Source organism: Erythrobacter tepidarius, assembly GCF_002155695.1.
GTDB lineage: Bacteria > Pseudomonadota > Alphaproteobacteria > Sphingomonadales > Sphingomonadaceae > Erythrobacter > Erythrobacter tepidarius.
The window spans coordinates 47,670-72,380 of sequence record NZ_MUYJ01000015.1 but is presented as its reverse complement, the minus strand read 5'-3'; the positions used below and the strand labels follow the sequence as shown (position 1 = coordinate 72,380).

Genomic DNA, 24,711 nt, shown 5'->3' with positions numbered 1-24,711 from the left:
GATAGAATTCCGAAAGGCCGGGACAGGCTGGGGGCGAATTGGTGCGGGCGAAGGGACTCGAACCCCCACATCTTGCGATGCCAGAACCTAAATCTGGTGCGTCTACCAATTTCGCCACGCCCGCATGCCCGAACGAAGCGGCGCGGGAAGCATGGCCCCCCGCGCGTATCAGCGCGTGCCCTTATCCCCCGCAAGCCAAAAGGGCAAGCGCAACACGCTTGTCGGGCGTGCAAAGCCGGATTAAGGGCGCGGCCATGACTGAAGAGACCCCTGCAACCGCCCCCGCCAGCGCCGGCCCGGACGTTCCGCCCGATCACTTGTCGGTCAATCCGCGCAGTCCGTTCTTCGATGCGGAGAAGCTCCGGCGCGGTGTCGGCATTCGCTTCCGGGGCCGGGTGCGCACCGATGTCGAGGAATATTCGATCTCCGAAGGCTGGGTGCGTGTCCAGGCCGGCAAGACGGTGGACCGCAAAGGCCAGCCGCTAACGATCAAGCTCACCGGCCCGGTCGAGGCGTGGTACGAAGATCTGGGCGAGAACCCGCCGGTCGCCCAGAAGGGCTGAGCCGAGGGCCAAGCTTGCCAAAAGAGGCGTTTGCGCCCACTTGGGCGGCATCATGTCGCTCCCCAAGAAGCCCGAAGTCGTCATCATCGGCCGTCCCAATGTCGGCAAGTCCACCCTGTTCAACCGGCTGGTGGGCAAGAAACTCGCGCTGGTCGACGATCAACCCGGGGTGACGCGCGACCGCCGGATGGGCGATGCGGTGATCGCCGGGCTACACTTCACCGTGGTCGATACCGCCGGCTGGGAGGACGAGGACGAACTCTCGCTGCCCGGGCGGATGCGCAAGCAGACCGAGGCGAGCCTTGCGGGGGCGGACGCGGCGATCTTCGTGGTCGACGCGCGCGCCGGCCTTACCCCGCTCGACGAGGAAATCGCCCGCTACCTGCGCGAACAGGACGTGCCGGTGGTCGTCGTTGCCAACAAGGCCGAGGGCGCAGCCGGAGAAAGCGGGGCAATGGAAGCCTATGCACTCGGCCTTGGCGAACCGCTGGCCATGTCGGCCGAGCATGGCGAGGGCATCGCCGATCTGTTCGGCGGACTGTGGCCGATCATCGGTGCCAAGGCGCAAGCCTGGGAGGCAGCACAGGACGCGCTGCGCGCCGAGATGGGCGCGCCGGAAGGGGAGGAGCGCCATCACGTGCCACTAAAGCTCGCGATCGTCGGCCGGCCCAATGCCGGCAAATCCACCCTCATCAACCGGCTGCTCGGCGAAGAGCGCCTACTGACCGGGCCGGAGGCCGGTATCACCCGCGATTCGATCGCAATCGACTGGCAGTGGACCGATCCCAAGTCGGGCAAGACCCGCGATGTCCGGCTGATCGACACGGCGGGCATGCGCAAGAAGCGCAATGTCACCGAAAAGCTCGAAAAGCTCTCGGTCGCCGATGCCCGTCGGGCGGTGGACTTCGCCGAAGTCGTGGTGCTGCTGCTCGACGCGACGCAGGGGCTTGAGCACCAGGACTTGAAGATCGCGTCGCTGGTGCTCGAAGAGGGCCGGGCGCTGATGGTGGCGATCAACAAGTGGGATGTGGCCGAGGACGCGAGCAAGCTGTTCAACGGCATCCGCGCCGCGCTCGATGATGGCCTGGCGCAGGTGCGCGGCCTGCCGCTGTTCGCCGTGTCAGCCAAGACCGGCAAAGGGCTCGACCAGATGATCGGTGCCGCCTTCGAACTGCGCGAGGCATGGTCGAAGCGCGTGCCGACTGCGGCCTTGAACCGCTGGTTCGACGACGCGCTCGAAGCCAACCCGCCCCCCGCCCCCGGCGGCAAGCGCATCAAGCTGCGTTACATCACCCAGGCGGGCACCCGTCCGCCGCGCTTCGTGATCTTCGGCACCCGGCTCGACCTGCTGCCCAAGAGCTATGAGCGTTACCTTGTCAACGGCATCCGCGCCAAGCTCGGCTTCGAGGCGGTGCCGGTGCGCGTGACGCTCAAAACCAACAAGAACCCCTACGCCAAGGACTAGCGCCGCGATGCTGCTCGATCTGCTTGCCGCCGCCGCTTTCGAGGCCGCGCATAAAACGCCCTTCGCCTTCGAGATCATCGAGCGCACCGCATCCACTCCGAGGGTGCAGCAAGTGGTGCAGCTGAGCCTCGCGCCTGCCTTCCTGCTCTCGGGTATCGGAGCGATCATGAACGTGGTGATGAGCCGGATGATCTGGATCGCCCAGCGGGTCGAGAAGATCGAGGATGCGCGCGCCCGCGGGGAACAGCCTGACAGCTGGCGCGCGGCCGAACTGGTGTGGCTCAAACAGCGGCGCAAGCTGGCGCAGGGCGCGATTTTCTTCTCGACCGCGGCGGCCGTCATCATCAGCCTCGTGATCGGCCTGCTGTTCATCTCGGCCTACATCGCCGCACAGATCGGCACGGTGATCGCCGCGCTCTGGGTGCTCACGATGGTGCTGCTGGTGACGGGGCTGGGCTTCTTCCTGATGGAGACGCGGCTGGCCGCACGCAGCGCCCAGCCTGCGAAGGAGTGACGCCGGTCAGCAATCGCCTGCGGGTGCGCTTTGCAGCTGGCAGTAGTTCTGCAGCCCCATGCGTTTGATCAGCTCGAACTGGGTTTCGATGAAATCGACGTGATCTTCCTCGTTCGTGAGGATGTAGGCAAAAAGATCGCGGCTGACATAGTCGCGCACGCTTTCGCAATGTTCGATTGCATCGCGCAGGAGCGGGATCGCCTCGTTCTCGAGCGCCATGTCGGCCTTGAGCACTTCCTCGACCGTCTCGCCCACCTTGAGCTTGTGGATCGCTTGAAAGTTGGGCAGCGCTTCCAAAAACAGGATGCGCTCGGCCAGCTTGTCGGCGTGCTCCATTTCCTCGATCGATTCCTTGCGCTCGTAGGCGGCCAGCTTTTTCAGGCCCCAGTTGTCGAGCACCCGGTAATGGAGCCAGTATTGATTGATGGCGGTCAGCTCGTTGGTGAGCGCCTGATTGAGATAGTCGATGACCTTCGGGTCGCCCTTCATCGGAAAGCTCCTTGCGAAATGTCAAAGCCGGTTGGCGGCATTGCCTGGTAGATAGACGCTACCGGGCCATATCCGCAAGGTGCATCAGGGAAATTTCTTTACGAATCAGCGGTTTGCGAGATATTCGCAATCGCGTCTCGCGGCGCTTATACTGCGAATTCCTCGCACTTGGCGGCAGCTCGTTCCGCGTCGATGATTTCCTGCGCTTCTTCAAGACATTGGCCGCAATTGGGGCGCTTGCCGAGGCAGGCATAGGTCGCTTCGGCATCGCCATCGCAGGCCAGAGCCGCCTTTCGCAAATCAATCTCACGGATGGCGTTGCAGATGCAGATGTACATGGGCGCGCGAATCTTTCTTGCGAAGCGTTTGCGGCAGCCAAGATATGCGAACTACTCTCAATAACAAGTAGGAAAATCATCTGCGCACGGGGAACAACCGCCGATATGTCAGGCAGCGCCACAGCCATTCGAGCGGACCGTAATGGAAGCGGTCGAGCCAAGGCTTCGACCATGCCAGCATCGCGATCCACGCCAGCACCACCACGATATAGAGCTGGGGGCGGTTCAACTGCCCGAACAGCCCGAGCGCCCAGCCGTGGAAAACGAACATCATCGCGATCGAGGTGCCGAGATAGTTGGTGAAGGCCACGCGGCCCGCGGCGCGGATGCGGTCACCGAGCCAGCCGGTCGCCGAGGGCGCATAGGCCACCAGAAGCGCGGCGAGGCCCAGCACCATCCACAGGCGCGGCAACATCGACCAGCCGACGAAGCCAGCGAGCGTTCCATAATAGCTGAACCCGCCCGCCTGCACCACCAGACCGATCGCCAGATGCGCCAGCGCACCGGCGATCAGTCCGCTCCAGCCCCAGCGCAACAGCCGCGCCCGCGGAATCCCGCCGCTGAAGAAACCCTGACGGTAGAGTGCCATGCCAATCAGCATCAGCGGCAGGGTCTCGAACCCAAACAGCGCGGCGTTGGTCAAGGGCTCGTACCACTGCTCGGTCAGGCGGTGCCTCACCAGCATCGCGTAATCGCCCGCCGCCATCGCCGCATCGGGCACCTTGCCCCGGGCGAGGGCATTTTCCATCTCCACCCTCAGGCCGGCACGCTGTTCGGCGAATTCGGGGGTGGACTGACCCAAGGGGGTGTCGAAGACAAGCCAAGGCATCGTCAGCCAGGCTCCCAGCAAGAATGCCCCGAGCAAATAGCCCGTCACGCCCAGGCTGAACTGGGTCTTCGGGCGCCACTGGAGAGCGGCGAGCGCAATCAGGCCGAAGAGCGCGTAGAGGAACAGGATATCACCGGGCCAGATGAAGAAGAAGTGGATCATCCCGAACAGGGCCAGGATGGCCAGCCGCCACGCCTGAAGCCCCCGGGTTGCGCCCTTGGCCCAGGCCTTTTCCATGAACAGCCACATCCCGGCCCCGAACAGCAGCGTGAACAGGCCGCGCATCTTCCCGTCGATCAGGATGAACTGGCCGATCCACATCCACCCGCCCGGATCGCCCGGATCGGTTTTGAACGCGGCGGGATACAGATAGGCTTCCATCGGCTGCCCGAAGGCAACGATATTGGCGGCAAGAATTCCCATCACCGCAAGGCCGCGAATGAAATCGAGCGTGTCGATCCGTGCGGATGCAGCCACAGGCGCGATGGCCGCCGCAGCTTGGCCGGCACCGTCATGCGCGGCGCGAACGCCGATGGTCCCGTCCATAGCCGGTTGTCCCCTTTTGTGGCGCGGCCAGCCTAGCAAAGGCGCAGGCGATGAAGAAGTATCGTCGCGGGCGGCTTATCGAACCGTGTCACCCGCTTGGCCGAAAATCACTCCTGGCCCGCAACCAGACAGGCCTGCCCCTGCGCCTTGAGCCGGGAACAGGCGCGCGCGGCGTCAGCCTCGGTGGCAAAACCGGCCGCCAGCAGCCGGTTCAGCCGGCCGCTGGGAATGATGGTCTTCCTCGTCCCGGCCAGCACGGGATTGCCCGATAGCGCGGCCCACATGCGATCGGCGTTGGCCGGCACGCCGAAGGAGCCGAGCTGCACCCGCCAGGTTCCGCCGGTGCGCACCGCCGGCCCCTCGTCGCGGGCCGGCACCGCAGCAGGTACCGGCGCGGCTGTCGATCTGGCTGCCTGGCTCGGTTGCGGGGCCACGGGGACTGCGGCTGGCGCGGCAGGGGTCGCGGTTCCGAGTTCAAGCGCGGCCAGTTCGGTGCTGCGCCGGGCCTTGGCGTCGGCCTCGATCTGGCGAGCCAATGACTGCGCCTGCTGCCGCTGCACCAGCGGCACATAGCGATCCATCTGCGTGATCGCTTCCTTCGCCTGCGGCAGGCCCTGGCCCTGCGCCAGCGTGATCAGCGCATAGGCGCGGACCCAGTCACGCGGGGCATAGTCGGCGTTGAAGTGCGACAGGCCCAGCACGTATTGGGCACGCGGATCGCCGCGTTCGGCCGCCGCGCGAATCAAGGGCATGGCCTTTTCCTGCTCGCCTTCCTGGAACAGCATCAGCCCGTAATTGTCGGCCGCCTTGACATGGCCGCGCTGCGCCGCCTCCTCGTACAGCTGGCGCGCCTTGGCCGTGTTCGCCGGGACGCCGCGCCCCAGGCGGTAGGCCTGCGCCAGATTGAATAGCGCGTCAGGATCACCCTGGGCGGCAGGGCCCTGCCACTCGGTCACGGCGCGGGCATAATCGCCCTCGCTCCACGCATCGACTCCGGCCTTCACGTCCGCGCCAGCCGGAGCCGCGGCAAGCAACGCCAGCAGCGCCGCAACGATGCCCGTCCGGGTTCCTGCAATGGTCCAAGCCATAAGGCCTCGCGTCATCCTGTCAGGTTTCAAGCCGCGCTCTTCTAAGCACGATACGGTTAGCAAATCCTTGTTGAGCATCACCTGATCCCGTGAGGCCGCGGATCCGCGGCAGCAAACCACCCCCGGTCGCCTCGACAAAGCGTTTGGCTACGGCCTGTTAACCCAAAATTAGGGGTATCCTGCGATCCCGTGCCCATCCGGTCGCAAATCGGGGTCGCAATGGGGCGGCACGAGGCGGCATCAATCCAGGGGGACCCAGGCGTTGCGTGTACTCGCTTTGGCATCGCAGAAAGGCGGATCGGGCAAGACGACCCTGTCCGGACATCTGGCCGTCCAGGCCCAGCGCGCGGGCGCCGGCCCGGTCGTGTTGATCGACATCGATCCGCAGGGTTCGCTGGCTGACTGGTGGAACGAGCGCGAAGCGGAGTATCCCGCCTTCGCCCAGACCACGGTCTCGCGCCTCGCAAACGATCTTCAGGTGCTGCGCCAGCAAGGTTTCAAGCTGGCGGTCATTGACACCCCGCCGGCCATCACCATGGCGATCCAGTCGGTGATCTCGGTCGCCGAGCTGATCGTGGTGCCGACCCGTCCCAGCCCGCACGATCTGCGTGCGGTGGGCGCCACGGTCGACCTGTGCGAACGCGCGGGCAAGCCGCTGGTGTTCGTCGTCAACGCCGCCACGCCCAAGGCCAAGATCACCTCGGAAGCCGCTGTGGCGCTGTCGCAGCATGGCACCGTCGCGCCGATCACGCTCCACCACCGCACCGATTTCGCGGCCTCGATGATCGACGGCCGTACGGTGATGGAAGTCGACCCTGAAGGCCGCTCGGCGGCCGAGATCGGCGCGCTGTGGCGATACATCGCCGACCGGCTCGAAAAGAATTTCCGTCGCACCGTGTTTGCTCCGGTCCCGAACGGTATCGGCCAGCCGATGGGCGGTGTGCCGCGTCCGGCTGGCGGCTTTGGTCGCCGGGTAGCGCAGTAGGCAACCCCAAGGGGAAACAGGGCGATGTCCGATTCCGGTTTTGCCTCTCTCGGCCCCACCTTGCTGGCCCGCAAGGGCGGCGCCAAGCCCGCGATGCGTCCGCAGGTCGCCCCGCTGATGGTCGACGAGACGCAAATCGCCGCGCTGGCAGAAGAACAGCTCGAGGATCTCGGCTGGAATGACATGGGCGATAGCGAGAGCAGCAGCGAAAGCGGAGCCGGTGCCGATGTCGTCGTGCCGATCAGCGCGGCTGTCACCCCCGCCGAGGCTGTCTCGGCGCACAGCCCGATCGTGCGCCGTCAGCGGCGCCGCCTTGAAGAGCGCGTGCTGGCCGATGCGGCGATGACCGGCCCAGAATACGCCGCCGGGGTGGCGCAAGCGGCAGAGGAAGAGGGGTACGCGGATGATTGCGCGGCTGCGGACCATGCGCCGCTCGCCCCGCCGCCATCGCCCGGCGTCGGTTCGGCAAAGGTGCGCCGCACGCCCCGCACACCAGCCCGCAGATCGGCCCGCACCCTCGCCCCGGTGGCCGAACGCCGCGCCGCCTTCACCTTGCGGCTCGATCCCGAGCGCCATCTCAAGCTGCGCCTTGCCGCGACCATGCAGGGTGTGAGCGCGCAGGCGCTGGTGACCGAGGCACTCGACGCCATGCTTGCTGAATTCGACGAACTCGACGTGATCGCCGCTCACCTCAAACGCCACTGACACCCACCACCATCGCGACCGAGAGGATCAACAGGGGGATTATGACCATGGACCGCAGCACCAAGACCGGCTTCACCGCGCCGCGCCTCGCCCTCGCTGTCACCACAGCGCTGGCGGGCCTCGCGCTCGCAGGCTGCTCGACCTCGGTCGCGCCGCGCGCCGAGGTGTCGTTCTCCAGTGCGCAGGTGGCGTTGCAGAAGGGCCAGGCCGACAAAGCCATCGCCCATGCCGAGGCCGCCGTGCTGGCAGAGCCGCGCAACCCCGGATTTCGCGCGCTGCTCGGTGCCGCCTATCTCGAAGCAGGCCGCTTCCAGTCGGCTGCGACAACCTTCAACGACGCGCTCGAACTCGGCAATGAGGACGCGCGCACCGTGCTGAGCTTCGCACTGGCCAAGATCGCACTGGGCGAAGGCAGGGCGGCGGTGCAGGTGCTCGACGACTATGCCAAACTGATCGATCCCGCCGATCTCGGCCTCGCCTATGCCCTCGCCGGCCAGCCGGAACGCGGTATCCACGTGCTCACCAACGCGGTGCGCGCCAGCGACGAGGCAACCCCCAAGCTGCGCCAGAACCTCGCCTACACCTACGCGCTCGCCGGCAACTGGCGCGCGGCGCGAGTGATGGCAGCCGAGGACGTGCCCGCCGACCAGCTCGACACGCGCCTCGCCGAATGGGCGGCGATGTCCGCGCCCGAACATTTCCAGCAGCGCGTCGCGGCGATGTTGCAGGTGACCCCGCGCATGGATGCAGGGCAGCCGCAGCGCCTCGCGCTGGCCAATTTCCCGGCGCAGGACGTGATGGTGGCCGAGGCCGCCGCGCAGGGCGAGATGCCGGTGATGGCCGAGGCCGCGCCCTCCGAGCCCGCTGCTGCCCCGCAGCCGGCGGTCGCAAGCTCGCGGCAGAGCTTTGCGGAGGCCTTCGCCGCGCCCGCGGCAAGCCCGGCGAATGCCGAGGGCGTGCGCTTCGTTTCCAACCCGGTGGTGCAGCAGCTCCCCACCCGTGCCGAACGCGCCGCGCCGCGCGGCGGCCGCCGTTTGGCCGCCAGCTCGCAGCGCCGCATGACCGGCACGCCTGCCGCCCCGGTAGCGAGCGACAAGAGCGCCAACACCCACCTCGTCCAGCTGGGGGCCTATGACAGCAAGATCGAGGCCGAGCGCGGCTGGACCGTGCTCAAGGGTAAGTTCCCGCAGCTCAGGGATCACGATGTCGTCATCACCGAGGCGGTGGTGAACGGCCGCACCTTCTGGCGCGTGGCGGCTGCCGGTTTCGGCGCGATGAGCGCCAAGGCGATGTGCGGCACCGTCAGGTCGGCCGGTCGCGGCTGCTTTGCCTATGCCGGAACCACCCCGCCCCCGGGTGCGGTCGATCGCGGCGTGCGCCTCGCGGCCCGCACGCGCTAGAGAGTCCTTCCTTCCTGCGGTTGGCGCAGCAAAAAGCCCCCGGCGCGCCACGGCTCTCCTGGGGCTATTTGCTGGCGGGGTTCAGGCTGACAGCCGGACGCCGCCCTTCCACAGGCCCAGCACACGGCCTTGCGCGCCCTGACGGTCGAAGGGGGTGTTATCGGCAGTCGCCTCCATCTTGCGGCGATCGATGATCCACGGCGCATCGGGATCGATCAGCGCAAGGTCAGCCTCCAAACCAGCCGAAAGCTCTCCTGCCGGAACACCGAGCAGGCGGGCGGGGTTGCGGGCGAGCAGATCGAAGGCGCGGGCCGTGTCGATCACACCGTCGCGCACCAGCCCCAATGTCATGGCGAGCAGCGTCTCGGCCCCGGCCATGCCCGACGCGGCATCGGCGAAAGGCAGACGCTTGTCCTCCGGCCCACGCGGATCGTGGCCGCTGGCGATGACATCGACCGTGCCGTCGCCGATCGCTGCCAGCGCCGCCTGACGATCAGCCTCACAGCGCAACGGGGGCGAAAGGCGGGCGAAGGTGCGGTAATCGACGATCGCCAGATCTGACAGCATGAAATGCGCGGGCGTGATACCGCAGGTGACCTTGACCCCGCGTGCCTTCGCGCCCCGGACGAGGTCGAACCCAGCAGCGGTGGTGACCTGCCGGAAATGGAGGCGCGCGCCCGCCAGTTCGGCCAGCGCCAGATCGCGGGCAATCGCCAGCGCCTCGGCCTGCGCCGGGGCGGCAGGCAGGCCTAGCCGGGTGGCGATTTCGCCCGCTGTCGCCACCGCATCTGCGGCAAGGCCCGCATCCTCGGCATGGGTCACAACCACCAGATCGAGCATCGCGGCATAGCGCAGCAGGCGCAGCATCACCCCCGAATCGGCGATCCAGCGCCGGCCCGTGGCGATTCCCTTGGCCCCTGCCTCCTGCATCAGCGCGAGTTCAGCCAGTTCGCGGCCCTCCAGGCCGCGGGTCGCGGCGGCGAGCGGATGGACCCACAGATCGGGCTTTCCGCTCTTGGCGATGAAGCCCACGCGGCTCGGCAGATCGAGCGGCGGGGCTTGATCGGGCATCAACGCCGCGCGGGTGATGCCGCCGAAATGGAATGCCGGCTTGTCCACCGCGAACACGCCCAGATCGACGAGCCCGGGGGCGACGAGCTTGCCGTGCGCATTGACGACTTCGTCGCCTTCCCGCGCGCTCACATCAGGGCCGATCGCGACGACCAGGCCGTCGGCGCAACGCACAGCGCCCGCCACGATCCCGTCGGGTGTGACCAGCTTGGCATTGGTGATGGTAAGCGGCCGCGACTGCTTCATGCCCAGCCCTCCAGCCCGCGCGCCTCGCGGGTGAGAATATCGAGACAGGCCATGCGAATCGCCACGCCCATCTCCACCTGCCGGGTGATCAGCGAGCGGCCCACCATGTCGGCAACCTCGCTATCGATCTCGACCCCGCGGTTCATCGGCCCCGGATGCATCACCAGCGCATCCGGACGGGCCAACGCCAAACGCTCCCGCGTCAAGCCGTAGAGATGCCGATATTCGCGCGCGGAGGGGATGAACTGCCCGCTCATCCGTTCCGATTGCAGCCGCAGCATCATCACCACGTCCGCCCCATCGAGCGCCTCGTCAAACCGGTAGAAGGCACGCACCCCCATCGCTTCGATCCCGTCCGGCATCAGCGCCGGCGGCGCGCAAACGCGCACATCGGCCCCCAGCGCGGTGAGGCATAGGATGTTCGAACGTGCCACGCGGCTGTGCAGGATATCGCCGCAGATCACCACCTTGAGACCGGTGAAGTCCTCCGTCCCCTCGCCGCGCTCGGCCAGAGCGTGGCGCAAGGTCAGCGCGTCGAGCAGCGCCTGGGTCGGGTGTTCGTGGCTGCCGTCGCCGGCATTGAGCACCGGGCAATCGACCTTGTCGGCGATCAGCCCGGTCGCGCCCGAGGAACCATGCCGGATCACGATCGCATCGGCGCGCATGGCGTTGAGCGTGATCGCGGTGTCGATCAGCGTCTCGCCCTTCTTCACCGAGCTTTGCGCGGCGTGCATGTTGACCACGTCGGCACCCAGCCGCTTGCCCGCGATTTCGAAGGACAGCAGCGTGCGGGTCGAATTCTCGAAAAAGGCGTTGATGATGGTCAGGCCCGCCAGCAGATCGCTGTGCTTGGCGCTCTGCCGGTTGAGCGCGACCCACTGTTCAGCCTGATCCAGCAGATAGAGTATTTCATGGCGCTGCAACTGACCGATGCCGGTGAGATCGCGGTGCGGAAAGGCCATGCGTCCCGTCGGAAAGCGGCCCGAAGACGCGGAAAGATCGGTAGTAGCCATTAAAGCCACGCCCTTAGTCGAGCCGCAACCGCCGCTCAACCCGTGGCGTAAGCTTTCCAATGGAAGTTGGCGCTTAAAGCACCTAGACGATGGCGACATGGCGGCAGCGACGCAAAAGAGGCAGTTTTTATGAGTTTCGTGGCCAAGGTCTGGAAAATCCTCGTCGGGATCAAGGACGGGCTTGTCCTGTTGTTCTTGCTGCTGTTCTTCGTTGCACTATTCGCCATCCTCTCGGCCCGCCCTCACCCCGGCCAAGTGCGCGAAGGCGCGCTGCTGATCGAGCTTTCGGGCCGCATCGTCGAGGAAAAGTCGATGCTCGATCCGATCGAGGCGCTGTTGTCGGGCGCCGCCCCGGTCGAGGAGTATCGCGCGCGCGATCTGGTGCGCGCGCTCGATGCGGCGGCCACCGACGATCGGATCAAGGCCGTGGTGCTCGATCTCACCACCTTTACCGGTGGCGGGCAGGTGCACCTCACCGAAATCGGCGAGGCGATGGACCGTGTCCGCAAGGCCAAGAAGCCGGTGCTGACCTTCGCGCTCGGTTATGCCGATGACCACATGCTGCTGGCCGCCCATGCGAGCGAGGTGTGGCTCGATCCGCAAGGCGTGGCGCTGGTCACCGGGCCGGGTGGCAACAATCTTTATTTCGCCGATCTGCTGCAAAGGATCGGGGTCAATGCCCACATTTACCGCGCAGGCCAGTTCAAGTCGGCGGTCGAGCCCTATTCGCGCAGTTCGATGTCGGACGAGGCGCGCGAGAGCATCGCGGGCGTTTACAACGCGCTGTGGTCGGAGTGGCAAGCCAATGTGAAAAGGGCGCGCCCCAAGGCCGATCTGGCAGGGGTCACCGGCGATACGGCGGGCTTCATCGCAGCCGGGGGTGGCGATCTGGCCGATGCGGCGCTCAAGGCCGGGCTGGTTGACAGGCTGGGGGACCGCGCGCAGTTCGGCGCCCGGGTCGCAGAAATCGCGGGCAAGGACAGTGCGGACGACACGCCCGGCGCATTCGCCGCGAGCGATCTGAACGCCTTCCTCGCCGATCTTGGCCCAGAGCGTTCGGGCAAGGCGATCGGCGTGGTGACCATCGCGGGGGAGATTGTCGATGGCGATGCCGGGCCGGGCACTGCCGGCGGCCGACGCATCGCCGACCTGCTCGATCAGGCGCTCGACGATGATCTGGCCGCGCTGGTGGTGCGGGTCGATTCGCCCGGCGGCTCGGCCATCGCGGCGGAGGAAATGCGCCTGGCGATCCAGCGATTCCGTGACCGCAAGATCCCGGTCGTCGTATCCTTCGCCAATATTGCGGCCAGCGGCGGCTACTGGGTGGCGACCGCGTCCGACCGAATCTTCGCTCAACCCGAGACTATCACCGGCTCGATCGGGGTGTTCGCGGTGGTGCCGACCTTCGAACAAGCCGCAGCCAAGATCGGGGTCAACGCCGACGGCTACAAAACCACCCCGCTTTCGGGGCAGCCCGATATTCTCGGCGGCTTCTCGCCCGAGATCGAGGCAGTGTTGCAGGCAGGTGTCAGCGCGACCTACCGCGATTTTCTGATCCGGGTCGCCCGGGCGCGCAAAATGACCGTCGCCAAAGTCGACACCTTGGCCCAAGGACGCGTGTGGGACGGGGGCGCGGCACGGCAGATGGGCCTTGTCGACCAGTTCGGCGGACTCGAAGACGCGCTCGAATGGGCCGCAGCAAAGGCCGGCCTGAAGAAAGGCGAGTGGCATCCCGTGTTCCTCGGCGAGGAGGGCGAGAATTTCGATCCGCTGATCCGGCGGTTGCTCGCAAAGCAGGAAAGCGCGTCTGCCAAGCTGGCGGGCGGCGATCCTTTCGCCCTGATTGCGCGTCGGCAGAACGAACTGGCCGCACGGCTGGTGCATGATGCCGGGTGGTTCGCACGCGGCACCGGTGTGCAGGCCTATTGCCTTGAATGTCCGTCCCGCGCCCCCGTGGCGAAAGCTGCCGCCCGCGCTCCGGCGAGCGGCATGGCCGCGCTGGTCCGCCTCCTCATGGCCGATTGAGTGCGCGCGGAAAAGTCTCTTCGCGATGGCTTGCGGGCGCTTGCCAAACGCAGCCGAGCACAGTAATGGCCCGCCCCTGTCCGGGGCAGAGGCCCTCATCCGGACGGGCGCGTAGCTCAGCGGTAGAGCACACCCTTCACACGGGTGGGGTCACAGGTTCAATCCCTGTCGCGCCCACCATTTTTCCCAAGGTTTCAGAGGCTTTTAGCTTCGGCGGGAAAGATGGTAGGTCTGCTTGATGCGGAACATTGCGCGAAAATGCAGGCCGGTGCAGGCAAAATCCGTACAAATCCCGTACATCACCGACCCACAGGTTCGCGCCCTGTTTTAGCACGGATAACGGCCTTCGATGTGCCGGTTGTAGTAGCGACCCTTCGAGCTGGCGTTGCAGAGGCCTTCCCAGATATGGGCCGGCACGCCGCAGAAGCTGTAGGGTTTGCCTTCTGGGAACCAGATCGTCAGCTGGCCGGTCGCCAGCTTGGCGAAACCGGCATCCGAATGACCTCGGCACTACTCGACCAATGCGCGAACTTCTCGCGCAATTGCGCCAACCGTGCGACTGCTGCCCTTCGACATGGTGAGTTCTGCCGCTGCATGCGCGCGGCCAGAAACGTCTCGCGGCTTGACCGGGCAGACGACTTCGCGGCAAGGCCGGGAAACGGCATCCTGCCGGTCGAGACGGGGAATTTTCATGCGCAACAGGTTGTGGGGTCGGTGGCGGTCGGTGCTGGCGGCGTTGGTCGGCGCGGCGCTGTGGGCGAGCCTGCCGGCGCAGGCGCAGTCTTTCATCGAAGGCACCTTCGATCCCGCGATCCCGACCTTGACCGCAACCGTCGGCCACGCGCCCGGCACCCGCATCACCTCGCCCGATCAGACCTATTCCTACCTGACGGCCCTTGCCGAAGCCGCGCCTGACCGCACCCGGCTGGTGCAATATGCGACCAGCTGGGAGGGCCGCCCGCTTTATTATGTCGTCATCTCGAACCCTGAAAACATCGCCCGGCTCGACGCGATCCGCGCCGACCTTGCCAATATCGCCGCAGGACGCGCCTCGAACGGGGCGGCCCTGCCGGTGATCTGGTTGGCTTACGGCGTCCACGGCAACGAGATTTCCTCGACCGACGCCGCGCTGATGACCGCCTATCACCTGCTCGCGGCGCAGGACGATCCCCGCGCGGCGCGGATCATGCGCGAAACCATTGTGGTGATCGATCCGATGCAGAACCCCGACGGGCGGGCCCGCTTCGTCAACAATTTCCTCGCCGCCAGCGGGATCGCTCCATCCGCCGACCGCCAGGCAGCCGAGCATGACGAGCCCTGGCCGAGCGGGCGAGTCAATCATTACATGTTCGATCTCAACCGCGACTGGTTCACCCTCAGCCAGCCTGAGACCCGCGGCAAAATCGCCGCGATCCGCGAATGGAACCCGGTGGTGGTGATCGACCTGCACGAGATGGGCGGGGACGAGACCTATTTCTTCAGCCCCGCCGCCCAGCCCTTCAGCCCCAATCTGACCCCCGCACAGATCCGCGCCTACGAGCTGATCGGCCGTGCCAACGCGGCCGCTTTCGATGCGCGCGGCGAGCCCTATTTCACCCGCGAGGTCTATGACCTTTTCTACCCCGGTTATGGCGACACCTGGAACGCGCATCAGGGCGCGATCGGAGCGACCTACGAACAGGGCTCGGCACGGGGCCTCGTGTTCGAACGGCGCGACGGCACCACGCTGACCTATGCCGACGGGGTGATGAACCACTTCATCGCCAGCCTCGCAACCGCAGGCGCGGTTGCCGAGAACCCGCAGCGCTTCCTTGCCGACTTCGCCCAATATCGTGCTGCCAACGCTGCCGGCGCAGCCGGTCGCGGCACCTATCTGATCGACCTGTCCAAGCGGCGCTGGAATGCCGAGAACCTCGGCCGCCGTCTTGCGGCGCAGGGCATCACCGTGCTGCGCCGCGAGGGGCCGGTGAGCGCCTGCGGCAAGAGCTATCCGCGGGGATTCCTCGCTGTTCCGCAGGCCCAGCCGGCCGCGCGCCTTGTCAGGAGCCTGCTCGACCGCGACACCCCGCTGCCGGCCGATTTTCTTGCAGAGCAGGAACGGCGCCGCACGCAGGATCTGCCGCACGAACTTTATGATGTAACCGCATGGTCTGTCGGGCTGATGTCGGGCACCGCGGTGACTTTATGCAATGCTCCAGCAACCGGCACGCAACTGGCTGCCGACACCCCCATTGCGCCGCTGACCGAAGGGACGGGCAGCTTTGCCCTAGCCGTGCCTTGGACCGACAGTGGCCAGGCCCGCCTCGTCACGCTCGCGCTGCGCGAAGGGATCGAAGGGCGGGTGACCGACAAGGCCTTCGCCACCGCCGGACGCGAGTTCCCGCGCGGCACCGTGGTGTTCCCGGCTGGCAGCAATACGCCCGCCAGGATGGCCCGCCTCGCCGAACTGGCCCGTGAGGTCGGCGCGCAGACCGTGGCACTCGAATCGGGCTGGGTCGATCGCGGCCCCAACCTCGGCAGCGAGAGCTTCGCCCGTCTGACCCTGCCGCGTATCGCCATTGCGTGGGACGATGGCATATCGCAGCTTAGCGCCGGTTCGATGCGTTATGTGCTCGAACAACGCCTCGGCCTGCCGGTGACCCCGATCCGCACCGCCCGCCTCGCCCGCGCCGATCTGTCGGACTATGATGTGGTGCTGGTGCCCGAGGGCAATCCCTCCGCGCAGCTTGGCGAGTCGGGCCAGCGGGGCTTGCGCGCCTTCGTTCAGCGCGGCGGGGTGCTGGTCGTCATCGGCGACAGTCTCGAGACTTTCAGCAGCGGCAAGGATGCGCTCCTTGCAGTCAAGCGCGAGGCCGCACTCGGCCGCGATCCAGGTAAGGCCGAAGAGGCCAAGGACGATCTCGCCGAAGCGGTCGCGATCACCAATGACAGCGAATACCGCGAGGCGATCAAGGATCCCGCAGCCCTGCCCGACACGCTACCGGGCGCGCTGCTCAATGTCGTCGGCGAGCCCGATCATTTTCTCTCCGCAGGCTATGACGACGGCGCGGTCGTCCTCGCGGCAGGGACGCAAATCTTCACCCCGCTCGGGCGCGACAAGGGTGTCAACGCGGTGCGCTTCGCCGCGCCCGGCAACCTCGTTGCCAGCGGCTATGTGTGGGACGAGAACCGGCGACAGATGGCCTACAAGCCCTACCTCATGGCGCAGCCCACCGGGCGCGGACTGGTGATCGGCTTTGCACATGATCCCTCGACCCGCGGCTTTCTTGACGGGCTGGACCTGATGATCGCCAACGCGGTGCTGGTCGCGCCCTCGCGGGTGCGGTGAGTGTTCTAGCGGACTGACAAGAGTTGTGTCATGCTCGCGGGCATGACGCTGTTCCATGCGCTCGTGCTGCTGCATGTCGTCACCGGCGCGGTGGGGCTTACGGCATTCTGGGGGCCGATCGTCACCCGCAAGGGCGCCGCCAACCACCGCAAGTGGGGCAAGACCGCCTGCTATGGCTTTCTCGGCGCGGGCGGCCTTGCCATCGCCATGGCGCTGCTCTCGCTCTACGGGCCGGAAGTCCGCCATCCCGAAGTCACCGACCGCGCGCTGTTCGATGGGCTGTTCGGGTGGATGATGCTCTATCTCGGTGCGCTCACCATGGGCTTTGTCGACTATGGCCTTGCGGTGGTGAAGCATGCCCGCAACCGCCGCGCCTTGCGGGCGATCCGCTATCAGGCGGTGATCGCGGCGGTGGTTGTCTCGGGCGCGTGGTGCGGCATCTATGGCGCACGGGTCAGCCACCCGCTGATGGTGCTGGTCGCTGTCATCGGCATCGTCGCGATGGCTATCCAGCAGCGCTTTATCTGGCGGGCCACGGACTTTCCGCGCGGCACACATATCGGCGAACATTTCCGCGCGTTGATCGGCATGGGCATCTCGGCCTACACCGCTTTCCTCTCGGTCGGGCTGATCCGGCTCGTGCCCGAGCACGTGTTCAACCCGGCAATCTGGGCCGGTCCGAGCGTGATCGGGGTGAGCCTGATCCTCTACTTCACGCTCAAGGCCAAGCGCGCCCCGGCCCCAAGGGCGTCAGGGGTTCGCCCACATCCGCAGCAGATTGGCGATGGTCTTGTCGAGCGTCAGTAGCTCGGCTGACTGGCTGGGCAGCTGACGCCGCAGCGATGCGCGCAAGTTTTCCAGATCGAACAACATCTCGCGCCGCAGGCCATCGGGGATCATACTCTCGATCCAGCCGATGCACACGATCCGCTCCCCGCGCGTCACCGGACGCACCTCGTGGATGGTGCCCGAGGGGTAGAGCACCAGATGCCCCGCCTCGCCCTTCACCTCCTGCCTCATGCCGGCGGCGTGAACCACCAGCTCGCCGCCGTCGTATTCGCCAGGGGGCGTGAGGAACAGGGTGAAGGACAGATCGGTCCGCACCCGGCCCGTCCCCTTGCCCATCAGCGCGTTATCGACATGCGGGCCGTAATGCCCGCCATTTGAGGTCTTGCTGATGATCAGCGGTGAGAAGCGGCGCGGCTGCGCAGCGGCCTTGAGGACATGGTTCTCGGCAATCACCGACAGCAGCTCGTCGGCGAGCCGCCGCCCGGCGGTGCTCTCCATCGCGGCTTGCAGGTTGCGCTTGACCTCGCGCGCCACCGCACCTGCCGTCTCGCGCCCGTCGCGCCATTCGAGCAGCGCAATCCGCTCGGCCAGCGCGGCGAGGTGTCCGGCATCCTCGATGGCATTGATGACAAGCAGCATGGCCACCGCTCTAGCGCCGGGGAATAGGGCCAGCAAGCAGGCCGGCAGGCGAGAGGACACGCGCCTGCCGGCCCGGGGACAAGAGCGGCTCAGCCGCCCTTGCCGGAGGTGCCTTCCGCAATCAGCGCCAGCGCCTTGGCGCTTGCGGCTTCAGGGGTATCCTTGCCGTCCTTGATCGCGTCGGCGAGACTCAGCAGCTGTTCGGCGATGCTGGTGCCAGCGCTGGCTTCCTGGGCGATGCGGATACCGCCATTCGCGGCGGCGACCTCGTCCCACTTGTCTCGCACTGCGGCCCAATAGTCTTTGGTCTTCGCCCAGTAAGCCTCTGCCGCCGCGACATTATAACCGTTGAAGCGCTCATAGGTGTTGAGCACATATTCCTGCACCACCGGCTTCGCCGCGCCACCATCGGCAGGGGTGACCATCTTGGTGTTGTCCTGCCAATGGATCCAGCCGGTCGGGGTCAGCTGGTGGCGGTTGATGCCGATATAGTGATCATAGACGGGATTGCGGATCGCATCGCGGCGGGCAAGCGGGCGTGCGGTCCAGTTCGAACGCCAGCGGCGGATGCCGTGGACGGTCTCCCATTCGCCCCATCCGGCATAGCGCGGGCTGTCATCGACCTGCCAGACGGTCTGCGACCAGCGCCCGGCGCGCATCTTCTCGGGGACGTCCTGCCATTCCCAGCTATCGCCCCCCTTGAACACCAGGATTTTTGCCGGCTGATACTCCCAGTCCTGCCGCCAGTGCTTGACGACATAGGGGTTGGCCTCGTCGCCAGTGACCAGCAGGTGCTGGAGGACGATACGGGTGCCGGTGTCCTCGATCACGCGGACACTCTCGTAACCGCCCGAAATCTTGCGCTCCAAGGGCGTGTAGCCTTCCATCCAGGGGGTCGATTCCTGCATGTCGAAGGTCACCTTGAAGTCACCGGCCATGGCAAGGATGCTCTTGCGGTCTTCCGCGAAGGCAGCCTTGGCCGCCTCGGCGCTCTGGACGATCGGGCCGTCGGCAAGGGCCGGAGCGGCGGGCACGGCAGCCAGCGCGAGCGCAGCGAGGCACGTGAAAAAAGGGGTCTTGGCCAAAGCCGTATTGCGTCGGGTCTTCATGGTGTCCTCCAAGGGTGGTCAGAACCGGAAACTGGCCGAAACGCTGAGATTGCGGCCCGGACGGGTGAAGGCGTCGAGGATGCCGGCATCGGCGACCCGCAGGCCCCGCACGTCGGACCACAGCGCATATTTCTCGTTGGTCAGGTTGAAGAGGCCGGCGCGCAGCTTGAGCCGCTCGGTGACGGCCACGAAGGCGGTGAGATCGAGGATGGTCGAGGCTTCGGGCCGGACGAACAATTCGCTGCCATCGGCCGCGCGTTCGACTTCGCCCGCCTCCTTGCGGCCGTTGTGGGTGACGATCAGCTCGCCCCCGAACCGCCCTTCCGGATCGCGATAGCCGAAGCCGGCGACGACATTGAACGGATCGATCGTGTCCAGCGGCACCCGCGCGCCGCCGGGATTGATGATGTCGCCATTGGCATAGGCGAGCGCGAGGCGGGCGTTCCAGCCGCTGTCGAGCTTCATCTCGGCGCGGGCCTCCAGCCCTTCGATCTCCACGGCGTTGAAATTGACGAACTGGAAGATCGCCGGGTTCTGCGGGGTGAAGCCGCCGCTCACCACCTGCTGGCTGATGAAGTTGTCATAGTCGCCGCGAAAGCCGCTGACCTGCAGAGAGAAGATGTCGCCGACATAGCGTGCCCCCACCTCCCAGCTCTTGCTGGTTTCGGGGCGCAGATCGGGGTTGGGGATCGAGGTGTAGCCGCCCGCGATGAATTCGAAGAAATTGTTCACCTGGCTCGGCGTCGGCGCGAGGAAGCCCTGCGCATAATTGCCGAAAAGGAAAACCTCGGGGGCCAGCTTCAGCGTCGCGCCGAACTTGGGGCTGAGGCGGCTGTCGCTCTGGCCTTGCGGGGTGAAGGTGGTCAGCAGCGGATCGTCGGTCGGGTTGAGATCGTAGAAATCGAACCGGAGCGCCGGGAACAGCGTCAGTGCGCCGTCGAACAGGGTGATCTCGTCAGCGAGGAAGATGCCGCCCAGCGTGAAGTCGGTGACCGGAAAGGCGCGGGTGGGGAAGCTTTCGCCGCGGCCCGGAAAAGTGCCGTCGCGCAGGCCTTCCTGCCGGGTCCAGCTGACATCGCCGCCCAGCGCGATGCGGTGCGCCATCCCGCTCAGATCGAAGCCGGTCCGAACCTCGCCGACAACGCCATAGACGCGGTTTTCGAAGGTGTTCAGTCGCTCGCGATCGGGCGCGGGCGTGGCGGTGAGGCTGGTACGCTCTTCGAAGGCGAACTGGCGGTCTTCTGCATCCTGCCAGTAGGCGGAGAGGAAGGCATATTCGATCGCATCACCGGGCGAACCGTCATAGGTCCAGTCGAGCGAGACGCGCTTGCGGGTGTTGGTGTCGCGCGCGTTCAGCGCGTCGACCGTCCACACCGGGCGCGGACCGAAGGTGAAGGCCGGGCCGAGGCCGCTCAGCACCTCGGTCTCGACCGCGGCATCGAGCCATTCACCGGTCAGCCGGATGCGGTGCGGGCCATTGTCCCACACCAGCTTGGCGAGCACCGCATCGCTGCTGCCGTCCTGCGGATTGGGCGCGGTGCGGGTGGGGCCGGTGCCGATATTGGTGCCGCGATTCTCCAGCGCCTCGAAGTCGCGCCTTGTATAGGCAATCATCGCCGAGAGATCGCCGGCCTGTCCCGCGAGCGTCGCGGTGTGGGCGAATTCATTGTCCTCGCTCGAATATTGCGAGGTGACGAAGCCGCCGAAGCTTTCCTGCTTGACGAGATCGACCGGATCGGCGGTGACAAAGCTGACCGCGCCGGCCAGCCCGTCCGAACCGTAGAGCGCCGAGGCCGGTCCGCGCAGAATCTCGACCTGCTTCACAAGGCTCACATCGGTGAAGGCGCCGCGCCCGGCATCCTGCGGGCCGAAGCTGAAGCCCTGAGGGCTGCGAATGCCGTCGACCTGGATCAGCACGCGGTTGCCGCCGATGCCGCGGATGTTGAAGCCCTCGTTGCGGGCGCGACCGGTCGCGCCGATCGCCGCGCCGAAGCGCGCCGGGGCGCGCCGGACAGTGACGCCCGGCTCGAAGCGCACAAGGTCCTTGATGTCGGTGGCGAGTTGGTCGGCAATCTGCTCGTCGGTGATGATGGTGACGGTGGCCGGGGCTTCTTCCTGCAGCACCGGGGCGCGGGTGGCGGTGACGGTGATGCGGCCCGTCTGCTGCTGGCCTTCAGCTTCGGCAGCATCGGCATTGGCGGCCAGACTTTCGGCAGCCGCGGGGGCCGCGAAAAGCGCAAGGGGAGCTACAGAAAAGGCAAGGCGGTGGATCGGAGACACGCGGGGACGCTTCCTGCTGTGAAGGGAGAAACACCGCGCTTCTGGCCTTATTGCGAATGCGAGTCAATACCCGTGCGAATGGGAATCGTTCGCAATAAATGCAACAGGGCGTGCAACAGCGCGCCCGGCCGGGCGCACGTATTCCCATGCTTTCAGCTGTTTAGTGTTTGAGCACACCCTCGGCGAGCAGGCGATTCACCCTGGCAGCGACCTCGTCTGGCGTCTTCTCCGCCCCGCCCCACACCACATAGCGCAGGCCGACAAAGACATTCATGCCCATCAGCGCCCAGGCCTCCAGCTCACCCAGCCCCTCGCGGAATTTGCCGGCCGCGACACCGGCTGCAAGGCGATCGGTGATGCGCGCGGCGATGGTCTCGTAGTGCTGGCGATAGCTCGCCGGATCGACGAATTCCGCCTCGTCGATGATGCGGTAGATTTCCTTGTGCTCGGCAGCAAAGCGCAGGAACGCTGCCAGCGCCGCCCGCTCGATCTCGAGCGCGTCCATGCCATCATGCAGCGCCGAGCGGGCGCTGGTGCGCACCTTTTCGCTCATGTCGGCGACCAACGCACGGAAGAGCGCATCCTTGCTGTCGAAATAGGTGTAGAAGCTGCCCAGCGCCACTCCTGCACGGCGCGTGATCGAGCTGACCGAGGCCTCGTGGAAGCCCTTTTCGCCGAACTCCACCGCCGCCGCGTCAAGCAGCTTGCGCAAAGTCCGCCGCCCACGCTCGGTGCGCGGAGCCTTGGCATCATTGCACGCGATAGTTTCGCCTTTGGTCACGGTGGCCGGACTGTTGCCCATCAGCTACTCCCTCCACGCTTTCGGTAAGCCGCGCAAGGGCAATGCACAAGTCTAAACTTGAAAGGTGGTTCAACTTTCAATATCAAGGCGACACAAAAGGCCAGGAGAGGAACAGAGCCAATGATCAAGACATTCTGCACCCGTGCGCTGCTGCTTGCCAGCTCCGCCGGACTTGCCGCCTTTGCTGCGCCGGTCGCCGCCCAGGACATCGCGGATGATGCAGCCGCCGAGGCGAACGAGACCGATGAGGGCGTGATCATCGTCACCGCCCGCCGCCGCGAGGAGCGACTGATCGACGTCCCGCTGTCGGTCACCGCGCTATCGGGCGATGCGCTGATCCAGCAGGGCGTTCAGGATCTCACCCAGATCGCCCAGCAGGTGCCCAACATCACCCTCGAAGTGAGCCGCGGCACCAACACCACCCTCACCGCCTTTATCCGCGGCGTCGGCCAGCAGGATCCGGTCGCCGGCTTCGAGGCGGGCGTGGGCCTTTACATCGACGATGTCTATCTCAACCGCCCGCAGGCCGCGGTGCTCGATATCTACGACGTCGAGCGCATCGAAGTGCTGCGCGGGCCGCAGGGCACGCTTTACGGGCGCAACACCATCGGCGGCGCGATCAAGTATGTGACCGCCGCGCTGCCCGACGATTTGAGCGTGAAGATCCGCGGCACCTACGGTTCCTATGATCAGGCCGACCTGATCGTCAGCGTCTCGACGCCGATCACCGACAGCCTCAAGATCGGGGCGAGCGGCGCACGGCTTTCGCGCGGGGGCTTCGGCGACAACCTCACGCTCGGCACCGAGAACTACAACAAGGACGTGTGGGCCGCGCGCGGCACGATCGAATTCGAAAGCGGCGCCTTCTCGCTCCGCCTCTCGGGCGATTACGTAAAGGACAACTCCGAGGCGCGTCAGGGCCACCGCTTCATCCCCGGCCTGCGGAGCGGCGCGCCGGTGCTGGATGACGTGTTCGACACCCGCGCCGGCCTCAACATCGTCGATCAGGAAGTCGAGGCCTATGGCGGCGCGCTCAACATTGCGATCGCCCTTTCCGACACGCTGACCTTGAAGTCGATCACCGGCTACCGCGAAGACCGTTCGACCACTCCGATCGACTTCGACAGCCTTCCCGCGGTCGATGTCGACGTGCCGGCGATCTACGAGAACGACCAGCTGAGCCAGGAATTCCAGCTCCTCTACGAAGGCGACAAGCTCTCGGGCGTCCTTGGCTTCTACTATCTCGACGCCAATGCCTTCACCGCCTTCGACGTTGCGTTGTTCACCACGCTGAATGGGCTCACCGCGCAGACGCTGGGCGATGTCAACACCAAGACCTGGTCGGTGTTCGGCGACTTCACCTATGATCTGACCAACACCATCAGCCTATCGCTGGGCGGACGCTACACCAACGACAAGCGCGCGAGCCGCGTGCTGCGCACGACCTTCCTCGGCGGTTTCTCCAACCTGTTCGGCGGAACCGGCGTGCCGATTGCGGTGACAAGTGATTTCGACGGCAGCGCCACCTTCGAAGACTTCAACCCGCGCGCCTCGATCAGCTGGCAGCCGAACGCCGATCACAACATCTATTTCACCTATTCGCAGGGCTTCAAGGGCGGCGGCTTCGACCCGCGCGGCCAGACCACCGCGTGCCGCAATCCGCGCGGCGGCGCCTGCACGCCGGACGAGGTGTTCGACTTCATGGCCTTCGCCCCGGAAAAGGTCGACAGCTTCGAACTCGGCTGGAAGGCCTCGCTGCTCGACAACCGCGTCAATATCAGCCTTGCCGGGTTCCTCGCGCAATACACCGACGTGCAGATCCCCGGCTCGGTCGGCTTTGATGCCAATGGCGACGGGGTGAACGAAAGCTTCATCGGGATCACCTCCAACGCCGCGGATGCCGACGTCAACGGCATCGAGTTCGAGGGCTCCGCGCTGGTCGGCAAGGACTTTGCCGGCGAAGGCAGCCGCTTCAGCATCAACTGGTCGCTGGGCGTGCTCGATGCCAAGTTCAACACCTTCATCGACGCTTTCGGCAATGACGTGGCCGACAGCCGCGTGTTCCAGAACACCCCCGACATCACCGCGCATATGGGCTTCAACTTGGGCCTGCCGGTGGCGGGCGGGATGATGGACTTCATCGGCCTTGCCTCGCTGCGTTCGGATGCGAGCCAGTTCGAAGTGCCCAACCCCTTCCTCGATCAGGACGGCTTCGTGCTGGTCGATGCGAGTGTGGTCTATACCCCCGAGAGCGGGCTCTATTCGATTGGGCTGCACGGCAAGAACCTGTTCGACAAGGAGTATATCGTCGCCGGCTACAACTTCGTCGCAGGCGGCGTAGGCGGTGCGCCCTTCGTCCCGACGCTCGGCCGCGAAGGCACGCTGACCGGATTCTACGGCGATCCGCGCCGGATCTTCGTGACTGCGCAGATCAACTTCTGATCCGCTCTGCCCGGTGGAGGGGCGGCGGCCTTGCAAGGCACACCC

21 protein-coding genes and 2 tRNA genes are annotated in these 24,711 nt (G+C 66.1%); 11 read left to right on the top strand and 12 right to left on the bottom strand.

Annotated features, from left to right (window positions below; genetic code table 11):
* Window positions 1–39: 39 nt before the first annotated feature.
* Window positions 40–124: transfer RNA gene (locus tag BZF61_RS13995), tRNA-Leu, on the bottom strand.
* Between the two features lie 130 nt (window positions 125–254).
* Here BZF61_RS13995 and BZF61_RS13990 point away from each other — a divergent pair.
* The 3 genes from BZF61_RS13990 to BZF61_RS13980 are packed head-to-tail and all read left to right on the top strand — an operon-like array spanning window position 255 to window position 2,542.
* Entirely contained in the window at window positions 255–563 is a 309-nt protein-coding gene (locus BZF61_RS13990) for a DUF3297 family protein (RefSeq protein ID WP_086620005.1), read from the top strand.
* Window positions 564–615: 52 nt separating this feature from the next.
* Window positions 616–2,028 (top strand): ribosome biogenesis GTPase Der, encoded by a 1,413-nt coding sequence (der, locus tag BZF61_RS13985; RefSeq protein ID WP_086620004.1) that lies wholly within the window; start codon window positions 616–618, stop codon window positions 2,026–2,028.
* Window positions 2,029–2,035: 7 nt separating this feature from the next.
* On the top strand, window positions 2,036–2,542 hold the full coding sequence (locus BZF61_RS13980; protein WP_086620003.1) for a DUF2721 domain-containing protein: 507 nt from the start codon (window positions 2,036–2,038) through the stop codon (window positions 2,540–2,542).
* Between the two features lie 6 nt (window positions 2,543–2,548).
* Here the strand turns inward: BZF61_RS13980 and bfr are convergent, their stop codons facing one another.
* The 4 genes from bfr to BZF61_RS13960 form a co-directional block, all read right to left on the bottom strand.
* Window positions 2,549–3,031: a bacterioferritin gene (gene bfr, locus BZF61_RS13975; protein WP_086620002.1), complete on the bottom strand. Its 483-nt coding sequence runs from the start codon at window positions 3,029–3,031 to the stop codon at window positions 2,549–2,551.
* A 146-nt stretch (window positions 3,032–3,177) separates the two neighbouring features.
* Window positions 3,178–3,369: a (2Fe-2S)-binding protein gene (locus BZF61_RS13970; RefSeq protein WP_086620001.1), complete on the bottom strand. Its 192-nt coding sequence runs from the start codon at window positions 3,367–3,369 to the stop codon at window positions 3,178–3,180.
* A 76-nt stretch (window positions 3,370–3,445) separates the two neighbouring features.
* A complete protein-coding gene (locus BZF61_RS13965) occupies window positions 3,446–4,744 on the bottom strand; it encodes a DUF418 domain-containing protein (RefSeq protein WP_245804658.1) in 1,299 nt (432 codons plus the stop codon).
* Between the two features lie 107 nt (window positions 4,745–4,851).
* Window positions 4,852–5,832, bottom strand: coding sequence for an SPOR domain-containing protein (locus BZF61_RS13960; protein WP_086620000.1), 981 nt, complete (start codon window positions 5,830–5,832; stop codon window positions 4,852–4,854).
* 262 nt (window positions 5,833–6,094) lie between these two features.
* On the opposite strand from BZF61_RS13960, the gene BZF61_RS13955 reads away from it, so the two are divergent.
* The 3 genes from BZF61_RS13955 to BZF61_RS13945 are packed head-to-tail and all read left to right on the top strand — an operon-like array spanning window position 6,095 to window position 8,922.
* Entirely contained in the window at window positions 6,095–6,817 is a 723-nt protein-coding gene (locus tag BZF61_RS13955) for a ParA family protein (protein ID WP_086619999.1), read from the top strand.
* Between the two features lie 24 nt (window positions 6,818–6,841).
* The gene (locus BZF61_RS13950; RefSeq protein ID WP_245804657.1) at window positions 6,842–7,522 is read left to right on the top strand and encodes a toxin-antitoxin system HicB family antitoxin; all 681 of its coding nucleotides are present in this window, start codon (window positions 6,842–6,844) and stop codon (window positions 7,520–7,522) included.
* 47 nt (window positions 7,523–7,569) lie between these two features.
* Complete coding sequence (locus BZF61_RS13945) at window positions 7,570–8,922, top strand: tetratricopeptide repeat protein (RefSeq protein WP_158094106.1); 1,353 nt, start codon at window positions 7,570–7,572, stop codon at window positions 8,920–8,922.
* A gap of 81 nt (window positions 8,923–9,003) precedes the next feature.
* Here BZF61_RS13945 and BZF61_RS13940 read toward each other — a convergent pair whose 3' ends face one another.
* Together BZF61_RS13940 and BZF61_RS13935 are read right to left on the bottom strand one after the other, a co-directional pair.
* Complete coding sequence (locus tag BZF61_RS13940; protein WP_086619997.1) at window positions 9,004–10,239, bottom strand: dihydroorotase; 1,236 nt, start codon at window positions 10,237–10,239, stop codon at window positions 9,004–9,006.
* Window positions 10,236–11,252: an aspartate carbamoyltransferase catalytic subunit gene (locus BZF61_RS13935; protein ID WP_086619996.1), complete on the bottom strand. Its 1,017-nt coding sequence runs from the start codon at window positions 11,250–11,252 to the stop codon at window positions 10,236–10,238. The genes BZF61_RS13940 and BZF61_RS13935 overlap by 4 nt, the downstream gene beginning before the upstream one ends.
* 129 nt (window positions 11,253–11,381) lie before the next feature.
* Between BZF61_RS13935 and sppA the strand changes: the two genes are divergently transcribed.
* Together sppA and BZF61_RS13925 are read left to right on the top strand one after the other, a co-directional pair.
* Window positions 11,382–13,277, top strand: coding sequence for a signal peptide peptidase SppA (gene sppA / locus BZF61_RS13930; RefSeq protein WP_086619995.1), 1,896 nt, complete (start codon window positions 11,382–11,384; stop codon window positions 13,275–13,277).
* A 105-nt stretch (window positions 13,278–13,382) separates the two neighbouring features.
* Window positions 13,383–13,457 (top strand) — tRNA-Val (locus BZF61_RS13925).
* A 147-nt stretch (window positions 13,458–13,604) separates the two neighbouring features.
* Here BZF61_RS13925 and BZF61_RS16110 read toward each other — a convergent pair.
* Window positions 13,605–13,739 carry a KTSC domain-containing protein gene (locus BZF61_RS16110; RefSeq protein WP_425429635.1) on the bottom strand — a complete coding sequence of 45 codons (135 nt, stop codon included), beginning with the start codon at window positions 13,737–13,739 and terminating at the stop codon, window positions 13,605–13,607.
* 229 nt (window positions 13,740–13,968) lie between these two features.
* Here BZF61_RS16110 and BZF61_RS13915 point away from each other — a divergent pair, with 229 nt between their 5' ends.
* Together BZF61_RS13915 and BZF61_RS13910 are read left to right on the top strand one after the other, a co-directional pair.
* A complete protein-coding gene (locus BZF61_RS13915; RefSeq protein WP_086619993.1) occupies window positions 13,969–16,605 on the top strand; it encodes a M14 family metallopeptidase in 2,637 nt (878 codons plus the stop codon).
* Between the two features lie 30 nt (window positions 16,606–16,635).
* Complete coding sequence (locus BZF61_RS13910) at window positions 16,636–17,412, top strand: SemiSWEET family transporter (RefSeq protein ID WP_086619992.1); 777 nt, start codon at window positions 16,636–16,638, stop codon at window positions 17,410–17,412.
* On the opposite strand, the gene BZF61_RS13905 is transcribed toward BZF61_RS13910, so the two are convergent.
* From BZF61_RS13905 to BZF61_RS13890, 4 genes are all read right to left on the bottom strand, one after another.
* Window positions 17,356–18,033 carry a Fe2+-dependent dioxygenase gene (locus BZF61_RS13905; protein WP_086619991.1) on the bottom strand — a complete coding sequence of 226 codons (678 nt, stop codon included), beginning with the start codon at window positions 18,031–18,033 and terminating at the stop codon, window positions 17,356–17,358. The genes BZF61_RS13910 and BZF61_RS13905 overlap by 57 nt on opposite strands.
* A gap of 89 nt (window positions 18,034–18,122) precedes the next feature.
* The gene (locus BZF61_RS13900; RefSeq protein ID WP_245804656.1) at window positions 18,123–19,118 is read right to left on the bottom strand and encodes a DUF6607 family protein; all 996 of its coding nucleotides are present in this window, start codon (window positions 19,116–19,118) and stop codon (window positions 18,123–18,125) included.
* 42 nt (window positions 19,119–19,160) lie between these two features.
* A complete protein-coding gene (locus tag BZF61_RS13895; protein WP_245804655.1) occupies window positions 19,161–21,422 on the bottom strand; it encodes a TonB-dependent hemoglobin/transferrin/lactoferrin family receptor in 2,262 nt (753 codons plus the stop codon).
* Window positions 21,423–21,582: 160 nt separating this feature from the next.
* Window positions 21,583–22,224: a TetR/AcrR family transcriptional regulator gene (locus tag BZF61_RS13890; RefSeq protein ID WP_086619989.1), complete on the bottom strand. Its 642-nt coding sequence runs from the start codon at window positions 22,222–22,224 to the stop codon at window positions 21,583–21,585.
* A 120-nt stretch (window positions 22,225–22,344) separates the two neighbouring features.
* On the opposite strand from BZF61_RS13890, the gene BZF61_RS13885 reads away from it, so the two are divergent.
* Complete coding sequence (locus BZF61_RS13885) at window positions 22,345–24,666, top strand: TonB-dependent receptor (RefSeq protein ID WP_086619988.1); 2,322 nt, start codon at window positions 22,345–22,347, stop codon at window positions 24,664–24,666.
* Window positions 24,667–24,711: the final 45 nt, after the last annotated feature.